41 protein-coding genes, 1 tRNA gene and 1 pseudogene are annotated in these 24,200 nt (G+C 61.4%); 25 read left to right on the top strand and 18 right to left on the bottom strand.

The genetic code is table 11. The features are described 5' to 3' along the window. From AC4FS3_RS20165 to AC4FS3_RS20130, 8 genes are all read right to left on the bottom strand, one after another. The coding region (locus tag AC4FS3_RS20165) for a hypothetical protein (RefSeq protein ID WP_491022027.1) at positions 1 to 737 on the bottom strand (737 nt) is incomplete at its 3' end. Then, positions 734 to 1,252, bottom strand: a complete 519-nt coding sequence (locus AC4FS3_RS20160) for a hypothetical protein (protein WP_491022026.1) — start codon at positions 1,250 to 1,252, stop codon at positions 734 to 736. The genes AC4FS3_RS20165 and AC4FS3_RS20160, both read right to left, overlap by 4 nt. A gap of 5 nt (positions 1,253 to 1,257) precedes the next feature. After that, positions 1,258 to 2,118 carry a helix-turn-helix domain-containing protein gene (locus tag AC4FS3_RS20155; protein ID WP_491022025.1) on the bottom strand — a complete coding sequence of 287 codons (861 nt, stop codon included), beginning with the start codon at positions 2,116 to 2,118 and terminating at the stop codon, positions 1,258 to 1,260. After that, positions 2,115 to 2,447, bottom strand: a complete 333-nt coding sequence (locus AC4FS3_RS20150; protein ID WP_491022024.1) for a helix-turn-helix domain-containing protein — start codon at positions 2,445 to 2,447, stop codon at positions 2,115 to 2,117. The genes AC4FS3_RS20155 and AC4FS3_RS20150 overlap by 4 nt, the downstream gene beginning before the upstream one ends. Next, the gene (locus AC4FS3_RS20145) at positions 2,444 to 2,737 is read right to left on the bottom strand and encodes a hypothetical protein (RefSeq protein ID WP_491022023.1); all 294 of its coding nucleotides are present in this window, start codon (positions 2,735 to 2,737) and stop codon (positions 2,444 to 2,446) included. The genes AC4FS3_RS20150 and AC4FS3_RS20145 overlap by 4 nt, the downstream gene beginning before the upstream one ends. Continuing rightward, positions 2,734 to 3,012: a hypothetical protein gene (locus tag AC4FS3_RS20140; RefSeq protein ID WP_491022022.1), complete on the bottom strand. Its 279-nt coding sequence runs from the start codon at positions 3,010 to 3,012 to the stop codon at positions 2,734 to 2,736. The genes AC4FS3_RS20145 and AC4FS3_RS20140 overlap by 4 nt, the downstream gene beginning before the upstream one ends. Positions 3,013 to 3,015: 3 nt before the next feature. Beyond that, positions 3,016 to 3,300 carry a hypothetical protein gene (locus tag AC4FS3_RS20135; protein ID WP_491022021.1) on the bottom strand — a complete coding sequence of 95 codons (285 nt, stop codon included), beginning with the start codon at positions 3,298 to 3,300 and terminating at the stop codon, positions 3,016 to 3,018. After that, entirely contained in the window at positions 3,297 to 3,545 is a 249-nt protein-coding gene (locus tag AC4FS3_RS20130) for a helix-turn-helix transcriptional regulator (protein WP_491022020.1), read from the bottom strand. Before AC4FS3_RS20130 ends, AC4FS3_RS20135 begins: the two co-directional genes overlap by 4 nt. On the opposite strand from AC4FS3_RS20130, the gene AC4FS3_RS20125 reads away from it, so the two are divergent. The 3 genes from AC4FS3_RS20125 (at position 3,544) to AC4FS3_RS20115 (ending at position 5,360) form a co-directional block, all read left to right on the top strand. Beyond that, positions 3,544 to 3,930 (top strand): helix-turn-helix domain-containing protein, encoded by a 387-nt coding sequence (locus AC4FS3_RS20125; protein ID WP_491022019.1) that lies wholly within the window; start codon positions 3,544 to 3,546, stop codon positions 3,928 to 3,930. The two genes, AC4FS3_RS20130 and AC4FS3_RS20125, sit on opposite strands and share 2 nt — an antisense overlap. Before the next feature lie 332 nt (positions 3,931 to 4,262). After that, the gene (locus AC4FS3_RS20120) at positions 4,263 to 4,496 is read left to right on the top strand and encodes a hypothetical protein (protein WP_491022018.1); all 234 of its coding nucleotides are present in this window, start codon (positions 4,263 to 4,265) and stop codon (positions 4,494 to 4,496) included. 45 nt (positions 4,497 to 4,541) lie between these two features. Further along, complete coding sequence (locus tag AC4FS3_RS20115) at positions 4,542 to 5,360, top strand: DUF3800 domain-containing protein (protein ID WP_491022017.1); 819 nt, start codon at positions 4,542 to 4,544, stop codon at positions 5,358 to 5,360. A gap of 582 nt (positions 5,361 to 5,942) precedes the next feature. Here AC4FS3_RS20115 and AC4FS3_RS20110 read toward each other — a convergent pair. Next, positions 5,943 to 6,149, bottom strand: a complete 207-nt coding sequence (locus tag AC4FS3_RS20110) for a hypothetical protein (protein WP_491022016.1) — start codon at positions 6,147 to 6,149, stop codon at positions 5,943 to 5,945. A gap of 226 nt (positions 6,150 to 6,375) precedes the next feature. Between AC4FS3_RS20110 and AC4FS3_RS20105 the strand changes: the two genes are divergently transcribed. The 20 genes from AC4FS3_RS20105 to AC4FS3_RS20010 all read left to right on the top strand — a co-directional run bounded on the left by AC4FS3_RS20105 (position 6,376) and on the right by AC4FS3_RS20010 (position 15,050). Then, the gene (locus tag AC4FS3_RS20105; protein ID WP_491022015.1) at positions 6,376 to 6,918 is read left to right on the top strand and encodes a hypothetical protein; all 543 of its coding nucleotides are present in this window, start codon (positions 6,376 to 6,378) and stop codon (positions 6,916 to 6,918) included. A 163-nt stretch (positions 6,919 to 7,081) separates the two neighbouring features. Further along, entirely contained in the window at positions 7,082 to 7,321 is a 240-nt protein-coding gene (locus tag AC4FS3_RS20100) for a hypothetical protein (protein ID WP_491022014.1), read from the top strand. Beyond that, complete coding sequence (locus AC4FS3_RS20095) at positions 7,321 to 7,596, top strand: hypothetical protein (protein WP_491022013.1); 276 nt, start codon at positions 7,321 to 7,323, stop codon at positions 7,594 to 7,596. Before AC4FS3_RS20100 ends, AC4FS3_RS20095 begins: the two co-directional genes overlap by 1 nt. Further along, positions 7,596 to 7,889 carry a hypothetical protein gene (locus tag AC4FS3_RS20090; protein WP_491022012.1) on the top strand — a complete coding sequence of 98 codons (294 nt, stop codon included), beginning with the start codon at positions 7,596 to 7,598 and terminating at the stop codon, positions 7,887 to 7,889. The genes AC4FS3_RS20095 and AC4FS3_RS20090 overlap by 1 nt, the downstream gene beginning before the upstream one ends. 299 nt (positions 7,890 to 8,188) lie before the next feature. Further along, a complete protein-coding gene (locus tag AC4FS3_RS20085; protein WP_491022011.1) occupies positions 8,189 to 8,485 on the top strand; it encodes a hypothetical protein in 297 nt (98 codons plus the stop codon). Next, positions 8,482 to 9,156, top strand: a complete 675-nt coding sequence (locus AC4FS3_RS20080; protein ID WP_491022010.1) for an ERF family protein — start codon at positions 8,482 to 8,484, stop codon at positions 9,154 to 9,156. Before AC4FS3_RS20085 ends, AC4FS3_RS20080 begins: the two co-directional genes overlap by 4 nt. Before the next feature lie 10 nt (positions 9,157 to 9,166). After that, on the top strand, positions 9,167 to 9,889 hold the full coding sequence (locus AC4FS3_RS20075; RefSeq protein WP_491022009.1) for a hypothetical protein: 723 nt from the start codon (positions 9,167 to 9,169) through the stop codon (positions 9,887 to 9,889). Next, on the top strand, positions 9,889 to 10,335 hold the full coding sequence (locus tag AC4FS3_RS20070) for an HNH endonuclease signature motif containing protein (RefSeq protein WP_491022008.1): 447 nt from the start codon (positions 9,889 to 9,891) through the stop codon (positions 10,333 to 10,335). The genes AC4FS3_RS20075 and AC4FS3_RS20070 overlap by 1 nt, the downstream gene beginning before the upstream one ends. Then, a complete protein-coding gene (gene ssb / locus AC4FS3_RS20065; protein ID WP_491022007.1) occupies positions 10,332 to 10,850 on the top strand; it encodes a single-stranded DNA-binding protein in 519 nt (172 codons plus the stop codon). The genes AC4FS3_RS20070 and ssb overlap by 4 nt, the downstream gene beginning before the upstream one ends. Before the next feature lie 61 nt (positions 10,851 to 10,911). Beyond that, positions 10,912 to 11,103: a hypothetical protein gene (locus AC4FS3_RS20060; protein WP_491022006.1), complete on the top strand. Its 192-nt coding sequence runs from the start codon at positions 10,912 to 10,914 to the stop codon at positions 11,101 to 11,103. A 3-nt stretch (positions 11,104 to 11,106) separates the two neighbouring features. Continuing rightward, a complete protein-coding gene (locus AC4FS3_RS20055; protein ID WP_491022005.1) occupies positions 11,107 to 11,496 on the top strand; it encodes a recombination protein NinB in 390 nt (129 codons plus the stop codon). Next, a complete protein-coding gene (locus AC4FS3_RS20050) occupies positions 11,493 to 11,927 on the top strand; it encodes a hypothetical protein (protein ID WP_491022004.1) in 435 nt (144 codons plus the stop codon). The genes AC4FS3_RS20055 and AC4FS3_RS20050 overlap by 4 nt, the downstream gene beginning before the upstream one ends. Before the next feature lie 24 nt (positions 11,928 to 11,951). After that, a complete protein-coding gene (locus AC4FS3_RS20045) occupies positions 11,952 to 12,242 on the top strand; it encodes a hypothetical protein (protein WP_491022003.1) in 291 nt (96 codons plus the stop codon). Beyond that, on the top strand, positions 12,232 to 12,660 hold the full coding sequence (locus AC4FS3_RS20040) for a hypothetical protein (RefSeq protein ID WP_491022002.1): 429 nt from the start codon (positions 12,232 to 12,234) through the stop codon (positions 12,658 to 12,660). Before AC4FS3_RS20045 ends, AC4FS3_RS20040 begins: the two co-directional genes overlap by 11 nt. Beyond that, positions 12,653 to 12,979, top strand: a complete 327-nt coding sequence (locus AC4FS3_RS20035) for a hypothetical protein (RefSeq protein WP_491022001.1) — start codon at positions 12,653 to 12,655, stop codon at positions 12,977 to 12,979. The genes AC4FS3_RS20040 and AC4FS3_RS20035 overlap by 8 nt, the downstream gene beginning before the upstream one ends. Further along, positions 12,972 to 13,280 (top strand): hypothetical protein, encoded by a 309-nt coding sequence (locus AC4FS3_RS20030; protein ID WP_491022000.1) that lies wholly within the window; start codon positions 12,972 to 12,974, stop codon positions 13,278 to 13,280. Before AC4FS3_RS20035 ends, AC4FS3_RS20030 begins: the two co-directional genes overlap by 8 nt. Continuing rightward, on the top strand, positions 13,277 to 13,432 hold the full coding sequence (locus AC4FS3_RS20025; protein WP_491021999.1) for a hypothetical protein: 156 nt from the start codon (positions 13,277 to 13,279) through the stop codon (positions 13,430 to 13,432). Before AC4FS3_RS20030 ends, AC4FS3_RS20025 begins: the two co-directional genes overlap by 4 nt. Positions 13,433 to 13,498: 66 nt before the next feature. Then, positions 13,499 to 13,882: a hypothetical protein gene (locus AC4FS3_RS20020; RefSeq protein ID WP_491021998.1), complete on the top strand. Its 384-nt coding sequence runs from the start codon at positions 13,499 to 13,501 to the stop codon at positions 13,880 to 13,882. Next, complete coding sequence (locus AC4FS3_RS20015; protein WP_491021997.1) at positions 13,879 to 14,067, top strand: hypothetical protein; 189 nt, start codon at positions 13,879 to 13,881, stop codon at positions 14,065 to 14,067. Before AC4FS3_RS20020 ends, AC4FS3_RS20015 begins: the two co-directional genes overlap by 4 nt. Then, the gene (locus AC4FS3_RS20010) at positions 14,064 to 15,050 is read left to right on the top strand and encodes a site-specific integrase (RefSeq protein ID WP_491021996.1); all 987 of its coding nucleotides are present in this window, start codon (positions 14,064 to 14,066) and stop codon (positions 15,048 to 15,050) included. Before AC4FS3_RS20015 ends, AC4FS3_RS20010 begins: the two co-directional genes overlap by 4 nt. A gap of 98 nt (positions 15,051 to 15,148) precedes the next feature. Here the strand turns inward: AC4FS3_RS20010 and AC4FS3_RS20005 are convergent. Next, positions 15,149 to 15,222 (bottom strand) — tRNA-Cys (locus AC4FS3_RS20005). 137 nt (positions 15,223 to 15,359) lie between these two features. Here AC4FS3_RS20005 and AC4FS3_RS20000 point away from each other — a divergent pair. Continuing rightward, positions 15,360 to 15,439: pseudogene (locus AC4FS3_RS20000) on the top strand (IS5/IS1182 family transposase); the annotation flags it as partial. A 960-nt stretch (positions 15,440 to 16,399) separates the two neighbouring features. Then, positions 16,400 to 16,828, top strand: a complete 429-nt coding sequence (locus AC4FS3_RS19995) for a hypothetical protein (RefSeq protein WP_283177319.1) — start codon at positions 16,400 to 16,402, stop codon at positions 16,826 to 16,828. Here the strand turns inward: AC4FS3_RS19995 and AC4FS3_RS19990 are convergent. From AC4FS3_RS19990 to AC4FS3_RS19955, 8 genes are all read right to left on the bottom strand, one after another. Next, positions 16,811 to 17,482, bottom strand: coding sequence for a DUF1523 family protein (locus tag AC4FS3_RS19990; RefSeq protein WP_491021995.1), 672 nt, complete (start codon positions 17,480 to 17,482; stop codon positions 16,811 to 16,813). The genes AC4FS3_RS19995 and AC4FS3_RS19990 overlap by 18 nt on opposite strands. Before the next feature lie 4 nt (positions 17,483 to 17,486). Further along, positions 17,487 to 17,756: a hypothetical protein gene (locus AC4FS3_RS19985; RefSeq protein WP_491021994.1), complete on the bottom strand. Its 270-nt coding sequence runs from the start codon at positions 17,754 to 17,756 to the stop codon at positions 17,487 to 17,489. A gap of 115 nt (positions 17,757 to 17,871) precedes the next feature. Beyond that, positions 17,872 to 19,308 (bottom strand): DUF6638 family protein, encoded by a 1,437-nt coding sequence (locus tag AC4FS3_RS19980; RefSeq protein WP_491021993.1) that lies wholly within the window; start codon positions 19,306 to 19,308, stop codon positions 17,872 to 17,874. Then, positions 19,305 to 19,619, bottom strand: coding sequence for a hypothetical protein (locus AC4FS3_RS19975; protein ID WP_491021992.1), 315 nt, complete (start codon positions 19,617 to 19,619; stop codon positions 19,305 to 19,307). Before AC4FS3_RS19975 ends, AC4FS3_RS19980 begins: the two co-directional genes overlap by 4 nt. Positions 19,620 to 19,654: 35 nt before the next feature. Continuing rightward, positions 19,655 to 21,583 (bottom strand): AAA family ATPase, encoded by a 1,929-nt coding sequence (locus AC4FS3_RS19970; RefSeq protein ID WP_491021991.1) that lies wholly within the window; start codon positions 21,581 to 21,583, stop codon positions 19,655 to 19,657. Between the two features lie 144 nt (positions 21,584 to 21,727). After that, a complete protein-coding gene (locus AC4FS3_RS19965; protein WP_491021990.1) occupies positions 21,728 to 22,852 on the bottom strand; it encodes a hypothetical protein in 1,125 nt (374 codons plus the stop codon). Next, on the bottom strand, positions 22,845 to 23,117 hold the full coding sequence (locus AC4FS3_RS19960; RefSeq protein ID WP_491021989.1) for a hypothetical protein: 273 nt from the start codon (positions 23,115 to 23,117) through the stop codon (positions 22,845 to 22,847). The genes AC4FS3_RS19965 and AC4FS3_RS19960 overlap by 8 nt, the downstream gene beginning before the upstream one ends. Next, positions 23,114 to 24,184 carry a hypothetical protein gene (locus AC4FS3_RS19955; protein WP_491021988.1) on the bottom strand — a complete coding sequence of 357 codons (1,071 nt, stop codon included), beginning with the start codon at positions 24,182 to 24,184 and terminating at the stop codon, positions 23,114 to 23,116. The genes AC4FS3_RS19960 and AC4FS3_RS19955 overlap by 4 nt, the downstream gene beginning before the upstream one ends. Between the last annotated feature and the right edge of the window lie 16 nt (positions 24,185 to 24,200).

Below are 24,200 nucleotides of genomic sequence, written 5' to 3'. Positions count from 1 at the left end.
TTGGAGGAATACCAGAAGGTCTGGCTTTGGGTCAGCGCCTCGATGGTCTGACGTGGCTCTGGCTTCTCGCCCACAGGGGCGGATTGGGCGCGGAGGGTTTCGGGAACAGTGCTGCCGCAGCGGGCGAGCGCTGCGTCGAAGTCCGCAAACACGCCGATGATCGACCGTTTCAAATCGCGCCCGTCGCCGCGCCAGCTTTCATCGGCGATGATCTCAAGGCGGTTGCGCGCCCATTGGGCCGCCTCGACCAGCCCCGCCTCTACCGGCGCGGGGGTAGTGACAAACTGCACCATCGTCCTGCCGAAACCATCACGGATAGCCCCCGCCACCGGCTCCTGCGCCACGGGCTGCGCGGTGAGGGCGGCGGAAACCGCTTCCGCAATCATCCGGTCCAGCGCGGCTTTGGCATCGGCGGGGGTGAGGGAGCGGATCGACCTGTTGATTTGTTCGGGGTGCTCCCACACGACCACCTTTCCCGCCGCCGCCTCAAACGCAGCCGCCGCGATGGCGTCACGCTCGGCCGTCAGGCGTTCGATCTGTTCCCTCTCCCCGTCCTGCGGGGGAAGGGAGCGGATGGCCTCGCGCATCTCTTCGGCGACGATCTGATCCCATGCCGGGCGACCGGCGTAATCCTGCAGGCCCTGCAGGCGGCTGATCGCGCGGCTGATGGCCTCTTCCGCCGCCCTGCTGATCGCATCGCCCTCGGGGGTGGCGGGGGTGGTTTCGGAATGGGTCATGCAAAAAGCTCCGTTGAGAAACGTGGCCATGCGCCCTTGAAACGGGGCGGCGGGCCGACATCGTTGGGATCAATGCCATCGGCTAGCATCTGGGCGATGGCGGCGGATTGGCGAGCTGCCACCTGCGGCGGCTCGACGTAATCGTCGGCGCGGAGCGTCCATTCGACGTGCTGGCGCCAATTGCAGACATAGAGCGGCCACCACGGTTCCGGCTTTCTGGTGGCGATCACCTTCACCAGTTCGTCAACCGTTCCTGGATGACCGGTCAGGCTCCAGAAGCCAGTCGGGCTCCAGAACATCGTGCCTGGCGCAGTGAGCGCATAAACGGCGGGGCCGAAGTCCCAGACGATCAGCGTCGGAATGCCGTGGATCTCTATCTCGACCGGGTCGCGGTTCTCGGCGTCGATCTCGAGCACGGTTTCACTGCCATAGGCGCGGGTGATGACCTGGCGTTTGGGGTGCGGGGTCCATGCTACCGGCTCGACAGGCGGCTCCATCAGGTCGAGGAGGCTCATCTGGATCATGCTCTGCCCTCGCGGGTGTGAGCGATACCGCGCGAGCGCATGATCTCGGCGGCAACCAAGCCTTCCCGGATCAGGTCGTCGGCAACGCTGATGGAAATGGAGGATGGGGCGACGAAGCTGCCAGCGTTGAGCTTTTCGGCCCAGAAGCTGAGAACCTCGCCACGGGTCGCGACCGGCGTCTCGGCAGCCTTCGCAGCGCGGGCGGCGGCATGCATCACCGCGTCCAGTGCCTTCGGGCCTTCCGGCGGCTCGGGGTGCTTCACCCGGCTTTCGCGGGCGGCGGTGACGATCTGGGCCTCGGTCAGGCCGAGGTCGAGCCATGCCTGAACATCGGCGACGGCAGCAGCGCCTTTCCACCGTGGCGGCAGGTTGCTGCGGTCGAGACCAAGAGCTGAGAAAAGCTCTTCATAAAACTCATCCGAAAAATCCGCCGCCGCAGCGCGAGCATCACGCGCAGCCGGTTCTTTCCCGGTTATCTTTACAGGGTTAGTGTCCGAATTTCGGACACGGCTTTTGGCTTTTTTCGGACACGGCTCCCCCTGTTTTTCGGACACGGCCCGTGTCGTAATTTCGGACACGGCTTTTGCCATTTTCAGATGGTAGCGGGTGGCCTTTTGGCGCTTGGTTTTGGGGTCGATAACAGGCTCGCGCTCGATCAGCCCAAGGGCTTCGAGACGGTCCAACTGGTCGTTCACCGAGGACCGTGACATGCATGCGTCCTCAGCCAGCTTATCCTGTGAGGGGAAGCATTCGCCGGTGTCTTTGTTGTGCCGGTCCGCGAGGCAGATCAGCACCAGCTTAGCGGCGGGCTTGAGGCCGGTCTGCTCCAGCGCCCAGTTGACTGCGAGGTGACTCACCGCCCTGCCCTCCTGGCTTGTTCCTTGCGGATGCCGTGGAGAACGGTCGAATGATCGCGGTTCATTGCCCGGCCTATCGCGGCCTTGGACACGCCGGCGTAATGGGCCTCAAACATGACGAGATGACGGGCCTTCTCGACTGCGCCGCCTCTGGTGTGAGACAGGATCTGGTCTGCCGTGAAGCCAGTAGCCTCAGCGACGACCTCAATCAGCCGCGTCACGTCTGGCGGGGAGATGTGGGCCTCTCTCTCTGCACTGACCTTGCGAGCGGCAGTTACGAACCCTTGCGAAGGCGCCCAAGGCATTTGGGGGATTGTGATCTGGCTCACGACACCACCCCGCGCACCGGTATGCCCATCACCACGGCCAGAGCAGCCTCGGCGTCCTCAACGACGATCACCTGCCCTTTCCATCCGCCGTGCCATTCGATCTGGTCAGGCGTCAGCTTGCCGGTGCCGGGCATCTTGCATTCGAGCAGGAAGTTGTGGCGACGAAAGCCGCAGAGCAGGTCCGGGCAGCCATCCCCGACCGTGTGAAGCGGCTGGACCGTCACGCCCGCGCTACGCAGGGCTGCGACGATCTCGGCCTGATTGGCGTCGACCTTGGCGGCGCGTCTCATTTGCCACCCCGCAGGATCTGGAGGGTGATGGCGTTCAGCCGCGCGCGGATTTCACAGGTCGAGCGATGCTTGCGCCGGGCTTCCCGCAGATCTGCGATCAGCCTCTCGCGCTCCACCTGGAGGGCGGTGATATCGGTCGCGCCACCAGATTTCGGCTTCAGCCATGTGATCGGCACAGGCGAAAACCTTGCCCCGATCCGGCTGGCCAAACGGAGGGCCGAAGCCAAAAGGCCCGGGCTCGCCGCATCTGCCGCATTTCGGTTGGCGATGGGCATGGGTCACACGCCCTCCCGATTTTCCGAATCGCGGCGTTGCGCGGACTCGATCTCATCAAGGCGGGAGCGCGCTTCGCTGATGGTCAAACCATTGTTTCTGTTCGCATGATTGACCAGCGAACAGACCGCAATCAGGATCAGGGCGAGGAAGCCGATCCACTGCATGGCAGGGCTGCCGACAAGAACCCCAATGCCGATGATCCCAACCTCAATGGCCGCCGCGTAAAGCGCCCGGATCGGGCGGAATGGCGTGGAGGTGGCAACGGTGATTGTGATCGCGTCCATCACGTCGCCCCCTTTCTGCCGGGGGCTTGCGCGGGGGCTGTGGGCGCACCATTTGCGGGGGGATGATCCCAGCACTCAACCGGAACAGCCCCGCCAGTTGCGCGGGCAATCGCCAGCGCGAGGGGCAAGCTCGGGCCAGCAAGGCCGCGCGCCAATCTCGAAATCATAGCCTGCCCGACGCCGACCTGATCGGCGAAGTCAGACTGACGGATGCCTGTCTCTTGGAGATAATCGCTGAGGGTGTTCATGGGTGACATTATGCGCCACGTGAATATTCATGGCAAGCATGAATATGCGCCCTGCGGTTTTGATGACGCGACTTATTCAGCGCATAATCGCGCCATGAACATCGCGACCATCAGAAAATCCCGCGGCCTGACGCAGACAGATCTGGCTGAGATGACCAACATCACTCAGCCGACGATTTCTCGCCTTGAGAAGGGGGAGGACGGCACAACCTTGGGCAACTACAAGGCCATTGCTGCCGCGCTCAATGTTCACCTGGCCGACTTGTTTGCTGACGGTCGCACTGCTGCCGAGCAATCGCTGATCGACGCTTACCGCCGCCTTCCGCCGGATCGCCGCTTGGGCTGGCAGGACGCTCTCGGGATAGCAACTCGAGATCAGGCCTGATCTGCTCTAGAAATCGTAAAAACTGCGCGTCTGATAGACGCCTCAGCTTCCGCGCAAACTCATCTTCCGTCATCCAACCCCCTCACCCGGCCCCCACCGGAAATGTTCCCGTAAAGTTCTCATCGTGAGCGACGGAGCGCGCCCGAGTCAACCAAAGGGTTAACGGGCGTTAAGGATTTCCTGGGGATCGTTCTGTGGATGTTCCTTGCCCGAATCCCTCACCCGGCGCAGTCTGGTGGCAGGAGGATGTGCCATGGTTTTCGACTGGGTGCTTATCTCGGGCTCGCTGCTTTCAACCGCGGTCACGGCGTGGATCGCCATGAGGTGAGGCTATGACACCAGAGGAACGGATCGAGCAGCTTGAGGCCCAGGTGGAGCAGCTGAGCGCGGTCTGCGTCCATCTGTTCGCGGCGGCCTTCGGCTCGCTGGACAAGGGCGGGTATCCGCAGGACAGCGAGGAGGCCACGATCATGGCGCTCGCCATGGCTGCGCATGAGATCGACCAAGGGAACCACATCGCAGCAGATCTGTATCAGGCGCTGGCGGCGAAGCTGAGGCCGGCGTGATCACGCGCTAGTTGCAGAATCGGGAAAGCTGCTGAAGTGTGAGCTATGACCCATAGCTTTCTCGCATTTATAGATGAATCTGGTGATGATGGACTTGGCAAATTCAGGGAGCCAGGAGGTCAAGGCGGAGCATCTTCATGGCTCGTGCTTTCAGCTGTTGTATTTCGTAAATCATACAACCTCGATGCTGTGAAATGGCGTGACGAAATCTCGGGCAGAATGCCCGAAAGAAAACGCAGAGACTTACATTTCGCAGATCTCAGTCACTCTCAGAAGCTCGTTGCAGCCCAAGTTATCTCACAGAAGCCGTTGAGATCTACCAGTGTTCTAGCAGCCAAGCGCCCCATTCCACCCGGCATCTATACTGCAAAGAACCAGCTATACTTCTACATGACCAGATATCTCATAGAGCGCATTTCATGGTTATGCAGAGACATGCGGCCAAGGGTGCCAGAAGGGGACGGACGGGTTGCCATAACGTTCTCCAGGCGGGGTGGCATGTCCTATGAGGCATTCCAAGAATACCTGACCGGCATGAAGTCCGCCGTGGATAGGGACATCCGTATTCACTGGCCAGTCATCGATATTGATGCGGTGGCAGCCGAGGATCACAGCCGTAACGCCAGTTTACAACTTGCTGACGCAGTCGCATCGTCGGTTGCAAGCGCGGTCGAGCCTGATCGCTATGGAAACATCGAACCCCGATACGCTGAGTGTTTGCGAGATGTGACGTATCGTCACAAAAACACATATCTTAGCTATGGGCTGAAAGTGGTGCCGAAAATTGAAAACTGCTCGATCTCCGAAGATCAAGCCGCATTCTTTAGATCGTTTGGATGGGGTGGGCGACCCCCCGGCCCATAATTGCGGATCCCCGCCTGCAGTCTCTCGAATGCTCTGGGTTGTCCCGGCGCATGGCCGCCCTGAGGACAATATAGGTGCGGTTATAGCATTCGTCCATGATTCATTCCGTGACATTCCGTCAGGATAGGTGTAGTACCGCCCGCCCTCCCCGGCGGGCTTCTTCATGGGTGGCCCGAGGGCGTGATTGGAGTCCCTAGGTCCACCCCCGGGCCTGTCGGCCTGGAGGTTGTCACTTCCGACGCCGACACCACAACGATAGCTCGCCTGAATGGTTGTGGAACGATATTGTCTGCCGCTGGCGCATTCCCGCCAACCGTGGGAGCCATCATGCGCCCCTTCCGCGCCACCATCGCCACAGGCGCCAGCACACCAGCCAGCTCGCAGCTGTCAGCGACGCCCAGATCAGCGGGAATGCAACGAAGAACATCGTGTATAGGCAGGCATCATTCCCGGCTGAACACGTGCCGAGGTATCCCCTCTCAGCGAGCAGCCCGGCTGCGAGTAGTGCAGGCCACGCAAGCAAAGACGCAAGGGTCCAGATGACAAGGCCATGAATGATGGCCGGGACCAAGACCTCGCGTCTCACACCTTCACGCCCAGTTCGTCCGCCAGCTTCTCCAGCGCTGCTATGGTCGCATCATAGCTGGTGCCGGACTTCGGGTGCTCCTCCCTCATCTTGCGGTAGAAGGTCAGCCACTTCGGAAGATCGCTGATCGGATAGGTATCGAACCAGCCCGTCACGCGAAGGGTGAAGGTCTGCTTTTCGGGGTCATGTATCGCGGTTGCCATGCCGGGGGTTTAGCGCCCTGCCCGGCCAGTGGCCAGACCGCATCCCCTGCCCTCCTGACCTCGTTTCCATGCGGGTGATTCTAGCATGGGTGGAGGGGTGGGAAGAAATTATCCATGTCACGCATATTGATGCTTGACCTGAATATTCATCGTATGCATATTCATCTCAACGGAAGCGCAGACGCCACAGGCTGAGCCGACCGGAAACCGAGATGGAGATGAGCGAATGGACCTGACGATTGATACGTCCGCAGTTGCGGATTTGGCCGCCCAGAAGGTGGCCGATCAGATCCTGGACAGCGACCGTGATGTGAGCGGGATGGTCAGAAAACTGGTTGAGGCGCGCTTGGATGATATCTTCGTCAGCACAGCAAAGGCTGAGATTGAGGCCGCGATTTCCGGGGCAATCAGCGGCGCGCTCGAACGGGAATACACCCCTATCACTGCCTACGGCACGCCCAAAGGGCAGCCCACCACAATCCTCGCGGAACTCGAAAAGACGGCATCGACCTACTGGAGCGCAAAAGTTGATGCGCACGGAAGGGAGACAGACAGCAGCTACAATACCATGACGCGAGCGCAGTTCGTTATGGCACAGGTCTGCGCTCAGGATTTCACCGATCATATGAAGCAGGCAGCCGTGTCCATGACTGGCGCCCTCAAAGATGGCCTCCGCGCCCAGATGGCGAAGCAAGTGGACGGCCTGCTCAACGATCTCTTCCGCGTCAAAAGCCTCGCCGACCAAGGCAAGACGGCAACGGCGTGGTGACCTTCCGCAGCGCCCTGTCACGGCAGGGCGTCACCGAGGGCCAATGCCTCGAACCTATCACCAGATGGAGACCACAGTGAAAAATACCCCGCTTGTCAGTTTGTTCCCGCGTGAGCGGGGCGCGATTACCGGGGAGGTTATCCCCGCGGGCCAGAAGTGCCCCATGGACGACGCCCCCGCCGTGAATGAAGCCCGCCGTGTCCTGCGCATGGCAGATTTCGCAGCCTATCGCAGCGGCGAGACCCGCCCGATCCGGCTCAGCCAGCCCGGCGAGGTAATCCACTTCCCGCGCCGCATCCCGATCGATCCCGATCTGATCCGCAGCAACGTGATCTACGCATTCAACCGCTTTCCCGACCCCACCCCGCCGACTGGCGCACCAGCGATGAAAAGGGCCGCGTGATGGATATCAACTACTCTCGCCTCCCTCGCTACATGCAGGACGGTATGCGCCGTTATATCGAAAACGGCATTCCTCCCGGCAGCTTCCTCGCGGCTGTCTTGTCCAATGATCTGATGGAGGCTCTGCGGCGCGGCGATGACGTCAACCGCACCAGCCTGCATGATTATGGGATGTTCCTCTACAATGAGGCCCCCTGCGGCTGTTTCGGCTCTGTCGAAAACTATCGCTCGTGGATCAAGCACGGCGGCCTCGCCGGCAATGCGGAAGCCGCCTGATGGATATCGGCGCCCGATGCCAGCAGTGCAAAGGCCGCGGCTTTATCGGCCTCAGTCCTGCGCTGATCGATGTTGCCGGGCAGCTTTGCGACCGATGCCACAGCACTGGTGTGATCGGTAGAGTGCCTGCCTTCGACCAGACGCACGAATACCCCGAGCTAGCCCGATATGGCGTCTCGATGCAGTGGATCGAGGCTGAGGCCGCCGCCCAGCATTACGCCGATGATGAACGAGCGGCCCGCCCCATCCCGTGGGTGATCCGCAAGGGTCTGCCGAAGCCGCAGGCCGCCTGAATCTCCCGAGCACCCGCGCCTGTGGTGCTGCCTCACCTGCCCCGGTTGGGATGGGCTTTCCTCCCGGCCTGACCAGACCAATCGGGGCCTTTTTATTCAACGGAGAACGCAATGTGTGACGAATGTTCCCGCTGCCAGTCCCCCGGATGGATGGCCTCTCTGCGCCTTACCCCATCGAATGAGCCGATCTGCATCATGTGCCACGGCGTTCGCGGCTGGATGGATCTGCGGCCTGTCGATGCCTTGCCAGCTTATCAACCTGGCGTCTCCCCCACCACATATCAAGAACGGAGGGCCGCATGATGCCTCTCGATAGCACCTCCACCAGCGCGGATATCGCTGAACACGTTCATGCAACCCGCCTGTTGACCGCCGAGGAACTGCAGGCGGCGGACGTTACCCGCCTGCGTGATCGCTTCGCAGCCGACTTCGAGGATCTGGCCTTACCGCGTCGCCGGTCCCGCATCCGCCCGGGCCATGTGTTCGCAGTCGTATTCACCGGCGCCGTGATCCTGATCACCTGGCACATGTCCGACGCCTTCGCCCGCGCACAGGCCGATATCCGCATCATCCAGAGCATGGAGCCGATCAAATGAACGCCATTGTGAAGCCCGAAGCGGGCACCGCAGTTTCGCCCGCCGTTACGCACAAGAATGTTTTCGCTGCTCTGGCCGCTGCACAGGCTGAGATGGGAAAGGCGATCAAGGAAAGCAGCAACCCCGCCTTCCGCTCGAAATATGCGGATCTCGGCAATGTCATGGATGCCTGCCTTCCAGCGCTGAACTCTCACGGTATCGCTCTGCTCCAGCCCCCCTGCGAGATCGATGGCGCGCGCTATGTCAAAACCATTCTGGCGCACGAAAGCGGCGAGACGCTTGAATGCGCGGTCCCGCTGATCATCGGCAAAAACGACATGCAGGGCTATGGATCTGCCGTGACCTATGCCCGCAGATACGGCCTGATGGCCATGGCCGGGATTGCACCCGAGGACGACGATGGGAACGCCGCCGTAGTCGCTGCACCGAAGCAAGAGCCCCGACGCGAGCCGGTCAGGCAGGAGCCGCAACGCCAGCAAGGCCCAAGTGCTATCGATGCCGCTTGCGACAGCCTCGCAAGGGCGGACACGCTCGACCGCCTTGCAGCGATATGGGGAGATCTTCCGCGAAGTGTCCAAGGTGAACAGCGCGTGATTGCCGCGAAAGACGCCGCGAAATCTCGCCTCGCGAAGCCTGCTGCCGACCTTGGCGGCGACGAAATCCCCTATTGAGGACTGACCCATGAACGACATGACCCCGATGGGGATCGGCCACAACGGCGGTCCTGATCCTCTTGACGCAGCGATCGCTACCGATCCCGAGGCGCTGGAACTTGCCGAAGGCATCCTGACCGGCGCCCCGGTGACCAGCGAAGCTCAGATGAAGCAGGTGGACGAAGTTGCGAAACGCCTCAAGGCCCTGAAAAAGGCGGTATCCGAGGCCGAGGAAAGCGAAGCCAAGCCGATTTACGACCAGTGGAAGAGCGCCAAGGCCCGCTTCAAGCCCACGCTCGATGACCTCGATGTGCAGATCAAAGGCTGCGCGTCCATGGTCGATGCGTTCAAGCGCAAGCTGGCAGCCGAGAAGGCAGAGGCCGAGCGCATCGCCCGGGCCGAGGCAAACCGCAAAATGCGCGAGGCCGAGGAGGCAGCCCGTCAGGCCAATGCCGCCGATCTCGATGCGCAGCGCGAGGCAGCAGAGGCTAAGCGCCAGGCTGATGAGGCTGTGGCCGCTGCGCGCGCCGCCAGCAAAGACACAGTGAAGGGCATGCGCACCGTCACGCGCTACGCCTTTGAAGAGCCGACCGAGGCGAACCCGCGCGGAGGGCACCGGATGGCCCTGAACGATATCGCCCAGCATGACCCGGACGCGATCACGGCCTTTGTCGAGGAATACGTCCGCCGCAATCACAAAACCCGCCAGATCGCCGGTGTCCGGGTCTGGGAAGAAAAGGAAGCGTTCTGATGGCATTCCTTACGGATCGGCAACGCGTAAACTTTGAAGCGATGATCTCGCCGGAACCTAACTCCGGATGCTGGTTGTGGACCGGGTTTGCTAATAGCGATGGCTACGGCAAATTTAACGTCAACGGAAAAATCGAATCCTCTCACCGTGTGGCATATCGCGAATATCGCGGGCCGATCCAGTCCGGGTTCTGCGTCCTGCATTCTTGCGACATTGCCTGCTGCGTTAACCCTGATCACCTGCGGATCGGCACGGATGCCGAGAACGCCGCCGACAAGGTAAAGCGCAAAAGGGTTCCCCGAAAAATATCTGATGAACAGGTTGTTCAGATCAGGGTTGCTTCGGGTCGTTACCGGGACATTGCCGAAAAATACAACATCAGCGCCGCCTTGGTCTCAAGGATCAAATCTGGCGAAGCGCGCTCACATGTAGGGATACGCGCATGAGCAGCGGAAGCGTCAACAAGGCCATCATCATCGGCAATCTCGGCCGCGACCCCGAGATGCGCACCTTCCCCAATGGCGGGAAGGTCTGCAACCTGCGGATCGCAACCTCCGAGACCTGGCGCGACAAGCAGACAGGAGAGCGCAAGGAACGCACCGAATGGCATTCAGTCGCGATCTTCTCGGAACCGCTTGCCAATATTGCCGAGCAATACCTGCGCAAGGGCTCGACCGTCTATATCGAGGGCGCGCTGGAGACCCGCAAATGGCAGGACCAGTCGGGCGCGGACCGCTACACGACCGAGATCGTCCTGCGCCCCTTCTCGGGCAGCCTGACGCTGCTCGGCGGTAAGCAAGACGGCGGCGACCGGGGCCAATCAGGCGGAGGCTATGACCAGTCTCCCGAGGCCTACGGTGGCCACCACAGCCAAGGCGGATACGGCGGAGGCTCGGCCTATGGCGCGGGAACCGGCGGCGCGGGCGGCAACTCCGACATGGACGACGAGATCCCGTTCTAGCCCTCCGGTGCCCGCCCTCACGCAGGGCGGCATCCCGAGCGCCAGACCACAGGAGCAAGACATGACCAGCGATCAGCAAATCCGCGACGACCTGCAATCCCGCCTCAAAGCCCGCGCCGCGGTGATCGGCCATGAACCGGATGGCGAGGACGTGGCTGCAGTAATCGGGGAGACAGCCCTGCGGTTTGACGTTTCCCCTGATCGGGTCCGCGATCTGTGGGTGAGCATGATCTGCCTGGCCGGGGGGATGTGACCCATGGCTCGATATGGCCTCACTCTGGACACCCAATCCGCTTTCACCCGGGCGCAAGACTGGCTTGCCAGAGCATTCGAGCGTGGCTGGCGCGTCGAGTTCAAAGAGGCCAAGCGCACCGACCCCCAAAATGACCGGATGTGGGAAATGCTCGGCCGAATTTCCAAGCGCATGACGATCATGGGTCGCAAGTTCAATCCGGACCAATGGAAGTGCATCTTTATGCACGAAATGGGGCGGCAGACCGAAGTCCTGCCCTCACTGGATGGCGCGACGTGGTTCCCGACCGGCTTTCGCAGCTCTGATCTAGGCGTCCGCGAAATGGCCGATCTGCAAACCTTCATCGAGGCGTGGTGCGCAGAACAGGGCGTCGACATATGGGCGCAGGCATGACCGTTCGCTTCGGAAACCTTGCCGGCCGCCCGCCTCTCGGTCTCAAAGATCGCAGCACCCCGAAGCGGTTTAGCACGGCAGAGGCGCGCTATTTTCGCTGGCTGCACCGCCTGCCCTGCTGCCTGTCAGATCGGCAGGATATCGAGATTGCTCATACCGGCGGGCTCGCAGAGGGCAAGGGCATGGGGCGCAAGGCGGCGCTCTGGACGTGCTTGCCGCTGGCCCGCCCGCTGCACCTTGCCGAGGAAACTGGTCGCGAACGGTTCTGGGCTGGCGCTGGCTTGGATCGGCTGCCTTGGGCGGCCCGGCTCTACGACATTTACGAGGCTGGCGGTGACATGGGCGATGCCCTCGCGCTGGTCAGAGACATGCAGGACGCCGCCGATCGGGATTTTCTGGTCACGATCCTGCGCAAAAACCTTCCGCGCTGACAGCGCGAGACATAGGAGAGAGACGTGAGCGAGAAAGACGGAGGGGCGGCGTTTCCCGGTGGACAGTTTGAGCCGCAGAGTGCCGGGTCAAACGACCGAGAGCCTTGGAACCACGGCATGACCCTGCGCGACTGGACCGCAGGCCAATGCCTCGCAGCCGCGTTCGGCAACGGCGCAAGCGGGGTGCTGGACAAGCGGCCCGACGAGACCACCGAGGACGCGATCCGCCGTCACTGGGATTCGGTCGCAAATGCCGCCTTCATTGCGGCTGACGCGTTCCTCGCCGCCCGCACGGAGGCCCCTCATGACCACTGACACCGATACGCTGGTGGCGCTGGCCGCACAGATCACGCCAGGGCCGTGGGATCGTGACGGGACCTACATCATCGAGACGGATGAATGTCATGGTATCTGCACGGTTTGCTCGTTTAACCCGTATGCAGACGCCCGCGCCATCGCCATCCTGCCTGAGCTGCTGGCCGAGGCCATCGCCAACCGCGCCCGCATCGAGGCGCTTGAGGCCGCGCAGAACACCTTGGCCGGTGATCTTGCCGCCGCCCTGACGGCCCTTACCGAGGCCCGGGCGGGAGAGGATGAGCTGGCGGCCTTGGTGCGGCTGGTTCACGGCAGCTTTGGCGGCGGATTGACGATGACTTTCACCGAGCAGGATGTGCGGGACTTCGCCGTCGCCCTCGCCTCTCACGATAAACGGAAGGAGGGGCGGAATGCTTGAACGCTGGATCGACATGCACGATGGCCGCCCCGATACGGATGGGGCAGTTGTGCTGCTGGCGGATCTGCGGGCCGCCCAAGCCGAGATCGCCCGCCTGACCGCAGAGTGTGACGCGGCTCGCAAAGCGGGCGTGATCGAAGGGATGCGGATGGCAGCGGGACGGCGTGTCAGCAAGCCGTCTTTTTCGGCATCTCGCGATTTGGAAATTCAATGTATGAACGGCGTCGACGCATATGCATTGGGCTGGAAATACGCGATCAAAGCGAAAACTTCTACCATCCTCTCCCGCGCCAAAGACATGGAGGCGGGGAATGACTGACCGCGCGCTTGATGACCTGATCACGGCGGTGGAGGCGGGGCAAGTCAGCACCGACCTGATCATGCGGGCCTTCGGAAACGGATGGGACGACATCCTCGTTCTCGCGGCCTATGACGGATCCCTCGATGCCGCGAAAGATCTGCATGAGGCCCTGCTGCCGGGGTGGCGGCGCCAGATCAGCGAAAGCAACGCCAAGGTCTACGAGCGACCGAACATCGCGTTCTTTGGCGAGGCTGTCGACAATGACGCCCGCGCCTGGCTGATCGCCATCCTCCGCGCCTATCGGGGGACGCAGGGATGAGCGGGCCGGATATCACATTCGCCAATTCCGAAATGGTGATCGGGCCGCGCGGTCTGCCGGTGCTGGTCCCGCGCCCACCGCGCACCATGGTGGAAATCGTCAGAAGGCAGATGGAAGATCACCGCGCCGCGCTCGCAAAGATGGGGGAATAGGCGATGCCGATCCGCGCGAGCGAGAAATCCCGATACCCTGCAGACTGGAAGCGGATCAGCCGTGAGGTGCGCGAGGCCGCTGGCAACAAGTGCGAGAAATGCGGGGCGCCGAACGGCGAATATATCTCGCGCGGGACCGGGTTCGCTGAGGGAACCTATATGCTGATGCACGGCCAGGTTCATTGCGCAGAAACCGGCGAATACAAGGGCATGGCGCGAGGATCAGAATATCCGACGCGCGGACTGGTCAGGATCATCCTGACCGTGGCGCACCTCGATCACCAGCCTGAAAACTGCGCCCGGGAAAACCTCCGAGCATGGTGCCAGCGGTGCCATCTTCGCTATGACGCGAAGCACCACGCGGCGAATTCCTCAGCGACGAGACGCAGCAGGAAGGCGGCCGGTGACCTGTTCACCCGCGCCGCCGCGCAAGAGAAAGGGGGCGGATGATGGGGGCGCATCAGCAGATCAGGCCGACAGTGAAGCCGAGCGAAAGACTCGCCGTGATGAAGGAAATGATTGCCATGGGCTGCAAGGTGCAGTGGGATACCAACACCGGCCTCATGGAGATCATCCCGCCCGGATCGCAAGGCGGGAAACCTGATGCCTTTGACATGGTGGACTTCAGCCGTTGAAACGCGCCCTGCCCGCCCATGTCTACCAAAAGCCGAATGGCTTGTATTTCCAGCGGCGCGGCTGGAAGACCGTGCGCATAAACTCCGAGCCCGGCACAAAGGAATTTGCGCTGGAATACGCTGCGATCCTCAACGGCGCACTGGTGGCACCGCAGACCGCTACAGGGCGCACATTTGCGGCTCTGATCCAATCCTACCACGCCAGTCCTCGCTACAGAGGCCTCGCCCCTCGCACGGCGCGCGACTATGACAAGGTGCTGGTCTGGATCAAAAGCAAGCTGGGAGCGCTGGACGTGTCCGGCATGCAGCGCAAGGACGTGATCCGGGCGCGCGATGCCAACTCCGAAACCGTCCGATTCGCCAATTACATCGTGCAGGTGCTGCGGATCCTGTTCGAGCACGCGATTGACCAGGGCTGGCGAGAGGATAACCCGGCCAAAGGCGTGAGCCTTCTGAAATCAGGTGCACCGCCTCGCGAGGCATGGCCGCAAGACATGATCGACGCCTATCGCGCCAAAGCCACCGGGCGCGCTCTGCTGATCTTCGAGCTTGCACTTGGCACCGGTCAGCGCATCGGGGATGTGCTGAAAATGCGGTGGAGCGATATCGAGGGCGACGGGATCAATGTCACACAGGGAAAGACCGGTGCGCGCCTGTGGGTGCCTTTCACGCCGCACCTTCGCGCGGTCATGGATGCGACAGGCAAGGTCGGCGTAACAATCTGCGCTTGGGGGCGCGGCAAGCCAACCAGCTATCGCGGTGCCGCCGATCTGATCATGGCCGTACGCCGGGAGATCGGGGCTGTGGCATTCGATATTCATGGACTGCGCTATTCAGCAGCGGCAGAACTGGCTGCGGTCGGGTGCAGCGACGAACTCATTGCAGCTGTGACCGGCCACGCCACGGGCGCGATGGTGAGAAAGTATGCCGGAGCTGCACGGCAAAAGGTACGCGCCATTGAAGCTCAGAAACTGCGAAAATGAGCCTCGGAACAGAACGCGTCCAGAACAGGAATGTTGCCACGGATGTTGCCAGATTTCTCAATCTGCATCTGGCGTCCAGCTAAGTGTTTGAGAATATTTGGAGGCGGGTACCGGAATCGAACCGGTCTTCACGGATTTGCAATCCGCTGCGTAACCTCTCCGCCAACCCGCCGTTGTCCAGATTGATCAATCGTTTAGACGACCATTGAAAAATCCGCAAGGCCCGCTCTCAACAATGTTCTCAACATACCCCTTCTGGCACTGTTCTGTTCATGAGCGAACAAGCCACCCGGTTGCCCGAGGGGCAAGGTGATCCGTGCCCATCATCATGCCGCGGGCGCAAAAGGGGGACTCCGAAAGAGGCTCCTGGCCGTTCGAGAGGTGGGTTCCCGGTCACCGCTGCAGGAGCGAGTTGATCGACACGCTGCGCGCCCACCCTGACGAAGATCGGCAGCGCAGATGCCTGGCGGCAGGTCTCGGTTGCAATCCCCTGCCTGGGATTATCCAGCGCGGCGGCGCTCTTACGCGGTTCACGAGTGGGTGCCTGATGCGGCCGCCCTCAACCGCCGCGTCGAGCAGGCTGATCTCCAAGGGCGTCATCTTGCTCATTCTCATACTTTCCGCAGGGTCATTTCATCTCTCAGGGAACCAGATCGCTGTCTGCTGGTTTTCCCCGTGACAACCGATGAACCACATCGGACCGTCGTGTTCCCTGTTGGACTTGCGGGGCGCTCAGGGAATGGGGCGCCCCGCTTCTTTCATGCCTCCTGACGCCTCCCTTGCCTGTCGCGTGGCGCGGGGGCTAAAGAAGGGTAAGCACCTCCCCGCCGGTGACCAGCAGAGACCAGCCCACTGCTGCACTGATCGGCCCGACGTGGCTTTCTTTGCGCCCCGACGGCTTTCCCCTTGGGCCGTCGCCCCGGGACGCGCCTGGCCGGCGCCGCCTGCGCCGGTTCAGATTTCAGAAAGCAGACGTCGCAAACGCCAGGCCAGCGCCTCCTGACGGCCACTGGCTGCAAGCCCGAGGCACAGCACCGCCCCCGGGCATGCTGTGAGCTAGGAGCCGCAGGCGCCCGGCAGTCGTGCGGGCGAGCATACCAAACATCATGGTTCCGCCCCTTGCGATCGGCCCTTGCAAAGCATCCGGCCCGGATAGGCGTGTATCCACCCGCTGCCCCCTCCGTTCGCTGCCCCGCAACGACCGGTCCGACAGAACCTCAGGGGCAGGGCAAAACTGGACGCTGATACCCCGCCTCATAAGTTCATTTTTTGTACGCCGAAACACAGATGCGCCTTAAAAGGTTAAGGGCAATAGCGAACAACATCATGAAAATAAAAGAAATTTCGGATTGATCAGCGGCTGCCGCGCAGACAGCGAAACCGGGCTGATGATCGTCTCAGAAAAGAGATCGTCGCAATTCGACATCGACACTGCGGCTTCCGCCAATACCGAAGTCGTTCGCAGCAAACGCCAGGAGATGCTGGCTCCGGGCCTCAACGACAGCATCAAAGACAGTCTCGTGACGCCAGGTGACCAGTTCCGCGTGATCCGCCCGCTGGCCTCGAACCCGCTGGTATTCCTTTATCTGGCCCTTGATCGCAGCACCGCCAATCCCGGCAGGGCGTGGATCGCTGTCAAAGGCCTCGCAGGGCAAGATCAGGATCTGACAGCGATCCCCCTCTGGACAGGGGCACGCCATCACGCCGGGCCTTTGTCTGGCCGGCCCCTGCCCGCAGACCCGGGTCGGCAGCCCTGCCCGTCAGCGTTTGGGCTTTGATTTCCAGCTGTCGAGCCAGGCGCGCAGCCTGCCCCAGATGCCCTTTGCCCCCGCCCGCATGTCGTCAACGCCGGAATCGACGCGGTCGAACGCCAGTTCGGCCCTGACCATGGCCGGGTCGATCATCCTCTCGCGAAACTGCATCCACATGCGGCGGAGCATAAACAAAAGGAAGGCCAGCACCAGAAGGATCACAATCGAGACCCAGGGGATCACGGTCACATCCGGGCCCGCCACCCGCTTTGCCGAAACGGCATTGGGGAAAATGGTAAAGAATTTGTTGCGCCAGCCGTAATGCGTCACCTCGACCCAGATCGGATCGGCGGGGGTCGAGACCAGATCCTTTGCCCGCGTCTGCAGCCCGAAACTGTCGATCTTGAAATAGGGCGGCCAACCCCAGCCGGTATCCTCGTTGCGATATTCCATCGGGCTGCCACCAGGCGTCACCGCATTGATAAAGAATACATCGCGCGAGGTGGAATTGGTCATACCGACCTCTGCCCGGCTCCAGAACAGAGAGTTTTCGCCAGTATCGACGCGTCGGTTCTCGGTGCCGACGATGCGCACGATGTCATGTTGCGGCAAATTGTAATGCAGGAAGCTGCCCACCAGAAGAATGACAGCCAGCCAGAGGGTCCATTTGACGTAGCGCATAGGGTCAGAACCAGTTCACATAAAAGAAGATCGCGTTAAAGGCGACCATGGGCAGGATATAGATAAGCCATAAAAGCCGCCGTTTCAGCCCCCTTTCATAGGCCTGCATCCCGCGCTCGATAAAAGCGGCGCGGTCGCCTTCCAGCGCGCGCGCCTGCCAGTGCTTTTCGAGCTTTTCGCGCCGGACCGAGCGGGAATAGACCGATGCAAGAAAATAGGCGATCGTCAGGCCGATCAGCATGAAGAAAGCAAGTCTGATCCAGCCGATGATCATGCGGGTTCCCCGTCTCCGTTCTGCATCCTGCGCCTCTCTGTCTGGCCAGACGGCCCGGCCTCAGTGACATGGCGCGGCGCCCCCGTTCCGGAAGCCTGCGCCTGGCCTGCCCGGGTCACCGTCTGCCGCCCCCTCCGGAGAGGGATTTGCCCCATGGGCCCGCCGCAATCCGGTTCCCCTGCATCCCGGCGCCTGTCCCTGCTCCGGCCCGCATCCCTGCTCCGGTCCGTGGCACGGGTTTCATCTCGGGCCGCGCAAGCTCGTCCATTTTCGGCTCTGGTCCGAACAATGTCTCACGCGCGCCCTCCTTGTCGACCATATATTCGCGTGCGAGAAAATCGGCCACATATTGCCGCTTCACCTCGGACCAGCCCCGATATTCCTCATAAAACCGCTCTTTATGGGTGATGAAGAGCTGGCGGATATCCATCACGGAAAGCTCTGAGAGCAGCATATTGACCAGATCGCGATCCGGGCCGGGCCTGGCGCGGATCGTGTAGAAATAGGCCGGATGCTCGCTGGAAATCCGCGGCCAGGGCCCGGCCTCTTCCACCCAGGACAGCATTGCGGCAAGGCCAAGGAATTCCTCGGGCAGCGCCTCCCCCAGGCGGTAAGCCAGCTTGCGCAATTCGGTCCGCCGCGCCGATCCGACCTCGATCCCCAGCTGATCGGCAACGCTGACAAGGATGAAATCCATCTTCTGCCGGAGGATCGCCCCTGCCCCGGCGCCACCCGGTGCGCCACTCCTCGACTGCACCACCGGTTCGACCAGCTGATTGCGTTCCAGCCAGTCGGCGATGTGATTGCGATGGCTGAAATCCATGACCTGCGCGATGGGCAGGGTGCCGAATTCCATCATCGGACGCCGGGTTATTGCGGCGGGAAACTTCTGCCCCTGGAAGATATAGATGCCTCCAAACAGGGCCGACCAGAAATCGGGCTGCTCAAAGGTCATCGCCGGCAGATTGATCGGCACCCGCGTCACATCGCCGGTGCGGGCAGCAAGCGCGATCATCTCTGCGATCAGCGACTCGTCGCGCCAGCCGTCAGGCTCGGCCCGGAACCGCTCGATCAGGGTCGTGAGCTTTTCGGCATCGGCGACATGGCCGCCGATCGTATCGGCCTCGACCGTGACGCGGAGCATCCGGAACAATTGTTCAGGCTTTTCCACCGAGAAGACCGATCCCTGCAATTCACCCGCCACCACATCGCGGGCGGTAAGGGCAAAAAGCTGCGCTTCATTGGCCTCGATGAATTGCACAAGAATACCGCGCGAGGTCGAGAAGCGGATATTCAGCAAAGGCGCAGATTTCTGCGCTGTGGTCAGCAGGATGAATTGCCGGTTTGCCCCATTCGGGTTGAGATACCACGGATCATTGAACTCATCGCCGATCTCGGGCGAGAAGCCCGACAGATCGATATGAAAATCGGTCAGGCTGGTTTCGCGCCCGATCAATGCCTTCAGCGCACGGTTATAGCGGGCCACAAGCTGGGGCGAGGAAACCTCGATCAGGTTTCCATACATCAGCCCTTTTTCGATGAGGCGCTTCATGATTGATGCCCCTCAGCCGGGCGTCTTCTGTTCGCAACCGTGCAGATGACAAGGCCGGAGATAATGCCAGGAGCAATTCCGGAAACGATGGCTGGCCCAGCCATCCCCACCGGGCCTTCCGGCCCGGTGCTGCCCATCGCAAACAGCATCAGCATGACAAAAAACCAGACCGGAGCCGCTGCTATTGCCGCCATAAATACACCGAGAACATATCCCCCAACCCAGATCCGGCCTTGCATCCCGGGCAAAGCCCGCAAAACCATCCAGATCAAAGCCAACCAGACCAGAGCGATGATCGCCCAGATCACCATGCTTTCGAATTCACCGGAATAGACCTGACCCTTCATCAGCTCTTGCTCTCAAGATAACGCCGCTTCGCCTCTTCCTGGCGCGCGAAGTCACGCATCATGTTCTGCACCGCGACTTCATCCGAATTATCGGCATAGCGGAATTCGCTGTCTGCATAGCGGTTGATTTCCTGCACCACCATATCAACCGTGACCGGGGTCATAAGCTCCCGGATCATCTGCATCTTTTCGTCATATGGCCTGAAAAGGAAGCGGTCAGGCTCTTCCATCCATTCATCCGGCAATTCGAAATCCATTGCCCGGACCTTGACAGCATCAGTGATGTTTTTGATAGCGCGCCCTGTGAACCGCTCATCCGCCATCTGGATGGCCTTAAGATAGGCGCCGATTTTCGCAATCGTATCAAGTGGCCCAAGCTTTGCGCCGACATCTTCCCATACCTTCACCAGACCGGCCTCATGTGGGCGGGAATGGCCAGAAAAACTGGCCTGTACCGCCCTTTTGATTTCCTGAGCCGCAAAAAGATCATGCTCTCCCAAAGGAATGGAATGGTTCTTCCCCAGAAGCAGCGACAGAATATCGATATAATCTTCGCGCGTTTGCGGCCCGTCGACCAGAAACCGCGCCCCGGCCCTTTGCCGCAGCGCGTCATCGACATTCTCCGGATAGTTCGAGAACATGCCAAAGGTGCAATTGCCGCGCACCACTGTTCCGGATCCGGCAAAGGCGCCCATGAAAACAGCGGTCACTTCCTGCTGTCCGGCGCTTGACTGCCGGTCGCCACGTTTCCCCGCGACCTGGTCAATATCGTCAATCGTGCCAAAGCCAATTGCCGACGGATCAAGAATGGTGTCGACAAAGGCTTTCGCATTCTGCCCGGATTTACCCTGATAGGAATCTATCTGGTCGATCGAGAAATTCTGATAGCGGAACGGATATCCCGCAATCTGGCAGTAATCATTCAAAAGCCCCGCCATCATCTGGATCAGGGTGGTTTTCCCGGTACCGGGCTTGCCATCCCCCATGAAGGTGAAAATAAACCCGCCCAGTTCCGAAAAGGGATTCAACCGGCGCTCAAAATCATAGGCCATCAGCATCTTTGCCAGACGAAGGCTCTGATATTTCGCGATATGATTGCCGACCACCTCATGTGGCTTTTTAAACGCCATGGTGATCTGACCGCCCTTTGCCACCCGCGCGGGGCGGAACCCGGCAATCAGCAAGCCATCGGCTTCGACCTTCCAGGATCCGCCGGAATAGGCAGCAAGGCGCGGCGCCGTCTCGGCCCGGAGCGCCACTTTCTGCATCAAAGCTTCGGCAAAGGCCGAAATCACCGCGACCAGCCGCTGATCGTCCGAGGCCAGAGCGGCGATGTCCTGATCCAGCTCCCAAAGCGCCCCCTGCAACGCGAGCGGCGCATTATCGGTCAGCACCTCCTCGACCTCGCCGATTTCGACGGTCTGGCTGCCGAGATGCGGCGCGATCAGAAACGCTGTCGCATTGGCGAATGTATAAAGCACCGCAAGCGCCTCGGCCTGAAGCAATTCCCCAAACTCCGCGCGCCGCGCATCGGGAAGCCGGCCTTCGAGATTGGCGCGCTTCAGCTCCGCCAGCCCCGATTGCGCCGCAAAGGTCTCGCCCATCGCCAAAGCAACCGCCAAAGCCCGCCGGAGCGCATTCAGCGCCGCCGCCTGTCCGGGAGAGAGCAGCCCATCCGAAAGCGCCTCGATCCGGTCAAGGATGCGCACGCCGCCTGGCCGCGCCGCCGGACGCGCCGCCATCCCCGGAACCGTTGATCGAAACCGGGGCCGCGCCCCGATCCCGGGCGAGCGCTCGGTAAGCGGCGGCGCCTCCTGCGGCTTCGCCAGCCGCGGCGCATGATCGAACCCGGAAACAAGCCCGAGCGCCGCCTCATACTGGCCCCGGATCGCCTCTTCTTTCAGTTCCATCGTATCGCGCGCAACCATCTCTTACCTTCCTGCCGGAACCCCCGGCTTCAACCACTCATGCCTCCGGCGGGGATATTTAAGGACAGATGAAAAGCGTCTTTCATCTGTCTCTAAATATCCCGGGGGAGTCCGCGCCGCAGGCGCGGGCGGGGGCAGCGCCCCCTAGCCCGGGATCAGCCTGCCCCCGCCGCCCACCACGAATTTCCGGATGCCGCGCAGCCCCGGCGGGTCCTGTTCGACAAGCACCTGATAGGGCCGCTCCGGCAGCACGATCATCCGTTCAGTCGCCGTCGTCCCCGTATCGGCCCCGATCACCGGCGCGAGACGCCAGATCTGCCCGGGCCGCGTCGAGAACCAGCCGTCTTTCACCGGCTCTTCACGATCCGAGACCAGATCTTCCAGCGTCCAGACCAGCGCCCAATCCTCGCCTTCCGGGGCGCGCGCATCTTCCAGCACATGCGAGATCGGCCCCGATTGCAGTGTGAAGCCCGAGGAATACATCGGCCCCAGCGTGATACGGCGCAGCCGTTTCGGACAGGCGTCGTCGAAATCCTTGTCAAAGCCGGTGGCCATAGTGACCAGCTTCAGCCCTCCCACGCTCTGCGCCAGCAGCTTTTGCCGGATACCGGGCCACCGCAAGGCGTCCTCGGGCAGCGGGCGGCGACCGGTATCCTCCATCTCCAGCAGATAGACCACCGGCAGGTTCAGCCCGGAATCCCAAACCGCCCAATGGATCAGATAGCGGCGGCGGTCGCCATTTTGCCCCAGCCATTGCGCTTCCGGGTCATTCCTCGCGTGAAACAATCCGCCCGCGCGGACCGCCTCATAGTAAAGCCGCTGGCTCAGCGCGAACTGAAGCTGCACGGGAACTTTGCGCTCGCCCAGAATGGTGCGGATCATGTGGTCGCGCAGCTCGGCTGCAGAGGCCATGCCCGAGAGATGACGTTCGGCCTGCTGAGCATCGACGGCCATCATCATGAGTTCCTGCACCACCGGAAACCCGCTTTCATGGCGGTCGATGGTCAGGCGTGGCGCACCTTCGGCAAGGCCTGACATCAGGTATTTATGACTGAGCGCGCGGAACGTGCCGATCACGCCGTTCAGATAGGCAGCCAGAACCCGTGTTTCTACCCGGCTGAAACGGCCTTCTTTCTCGAATTCCGCCGCGATCCTGGCCAGATAGCCGCCGATCCTGCTGAATTTTGCGAAATAGCGCCGCGCCTGGGCGGTATCGTAGATTTCGGCGTGATCGCTGACCAGCGCTTCTTTCACGCTGTTATCAGCCATCCGCGCCTCCATCCTTTCCCCCAGCTGGCCCTCCCGCAGCAGGCCCGGAAATGTCGCCGCCGCCCATCAGCACAAACAGCACCGCAACAAGCGCAAGAATACTGCCTGCCCCCAGCACAAAGAGGCCGCTCTCGCCAATATACCATTCGGCCCGGGTCATATCGTAATGGTCAAGCACCGCGCCCAGCCCGATCATAACGATCCCAAGCGCGATCAGGGCCAGTCCTGCCGGGAAGGCCCGTCCTGGCAGTCGCCCCCCCCTCATCCGCCGTAACTGCTTTTGTCGTGTTTCTCGACAATCGCGGCAAAGCGGCGGGCGAAACGTTCATCCGCCCTGGCTTTTTCCTCGAGGATCTTACGGGCGAAGACCATATTGCCCTCATGCGCCTCGAGCATATCGGCCATTTTCGCATTGGTGGCCGAGCCGATCGCCGCCATGGCCGCCTGGGCCTCCTGGTCGGTCTTGACCCCGATCTCATTGATCCGGTGTGCGACATCCTGCTGTTGCGCGGTTTTCAGCGACGAGGTCAGCGCGTCATAAAGCACCACGCGCTGGCGGGTATCGGTTTGCAGCTTGTTGATCAGCACCAGCTGGGTCGCGGCCTGGTTGGTCAGACTGTCGACCCAGGTCTTGCCCTTTTCGATATAGCGCTCCAGCGTCTGGCTGCGGGCAAGCTTGACCTGTTCATCCTGGATCAGCGCGTTGTGTTTCGCGTTCAGCCCGGCAAGCTCGGTCTCGAGCCGGGTCCGCGCCGCCGCATCCATCTCGACCGCGATCCGGTTTTCCAGCTCGATCAGCCCCGGATCCATCGCGGCCACTTCACGACGCACCGCTTCAAGTTCAGCAACGGTGGTTTCGCGATCGGTCAGGGTCGCGGAAAGATTGGTCTCGACCTTCGCCTTCTGCCCGTTCAGAAGCTCCAGCTGGCCCTGCAGCAGCTTTACGATCACATCCGATTTCGAGATCAGATCCTGCAGCTTGTCATCGATGGTGGCCGAGCGCAGCCGCTCCTGGCGCAGGCTTTCCGATTTCCCCGAGGAAAAGATGCCGACAAAGCTTTCCCAGCCGGTCTTGGTCCGCATCTCGTCGAAATCCTTCGAGAACGCGGCGGTCACATCGTCAAGCCCCATGATCAGCTCGGCGATATTGGCATTCATCACATCGGTATGTTTGTGCACATCTTCCAGCGTGGCATTTTCCACGTCGATCTCGATGCCCTGATCGGCCTTGGTCCGCGCGCTTTCAATCACCGATGTGATCGCGGTGATCTTGTCCTGGGCCACCCGGACCTGTTTTTCACTCTCAAGGATCTGAGCTTCAAAATTCGACAATCTGCCCTCCATCAAA

This window comes from Pseudogemmobacter sp. TB195, from assembly GCF_058313095.1.
The sequence above is the reverse complement of the archived record's forward strand: the minus strand, read 5'-3'. Positions and strand labels throughout refer to the sequence as shown.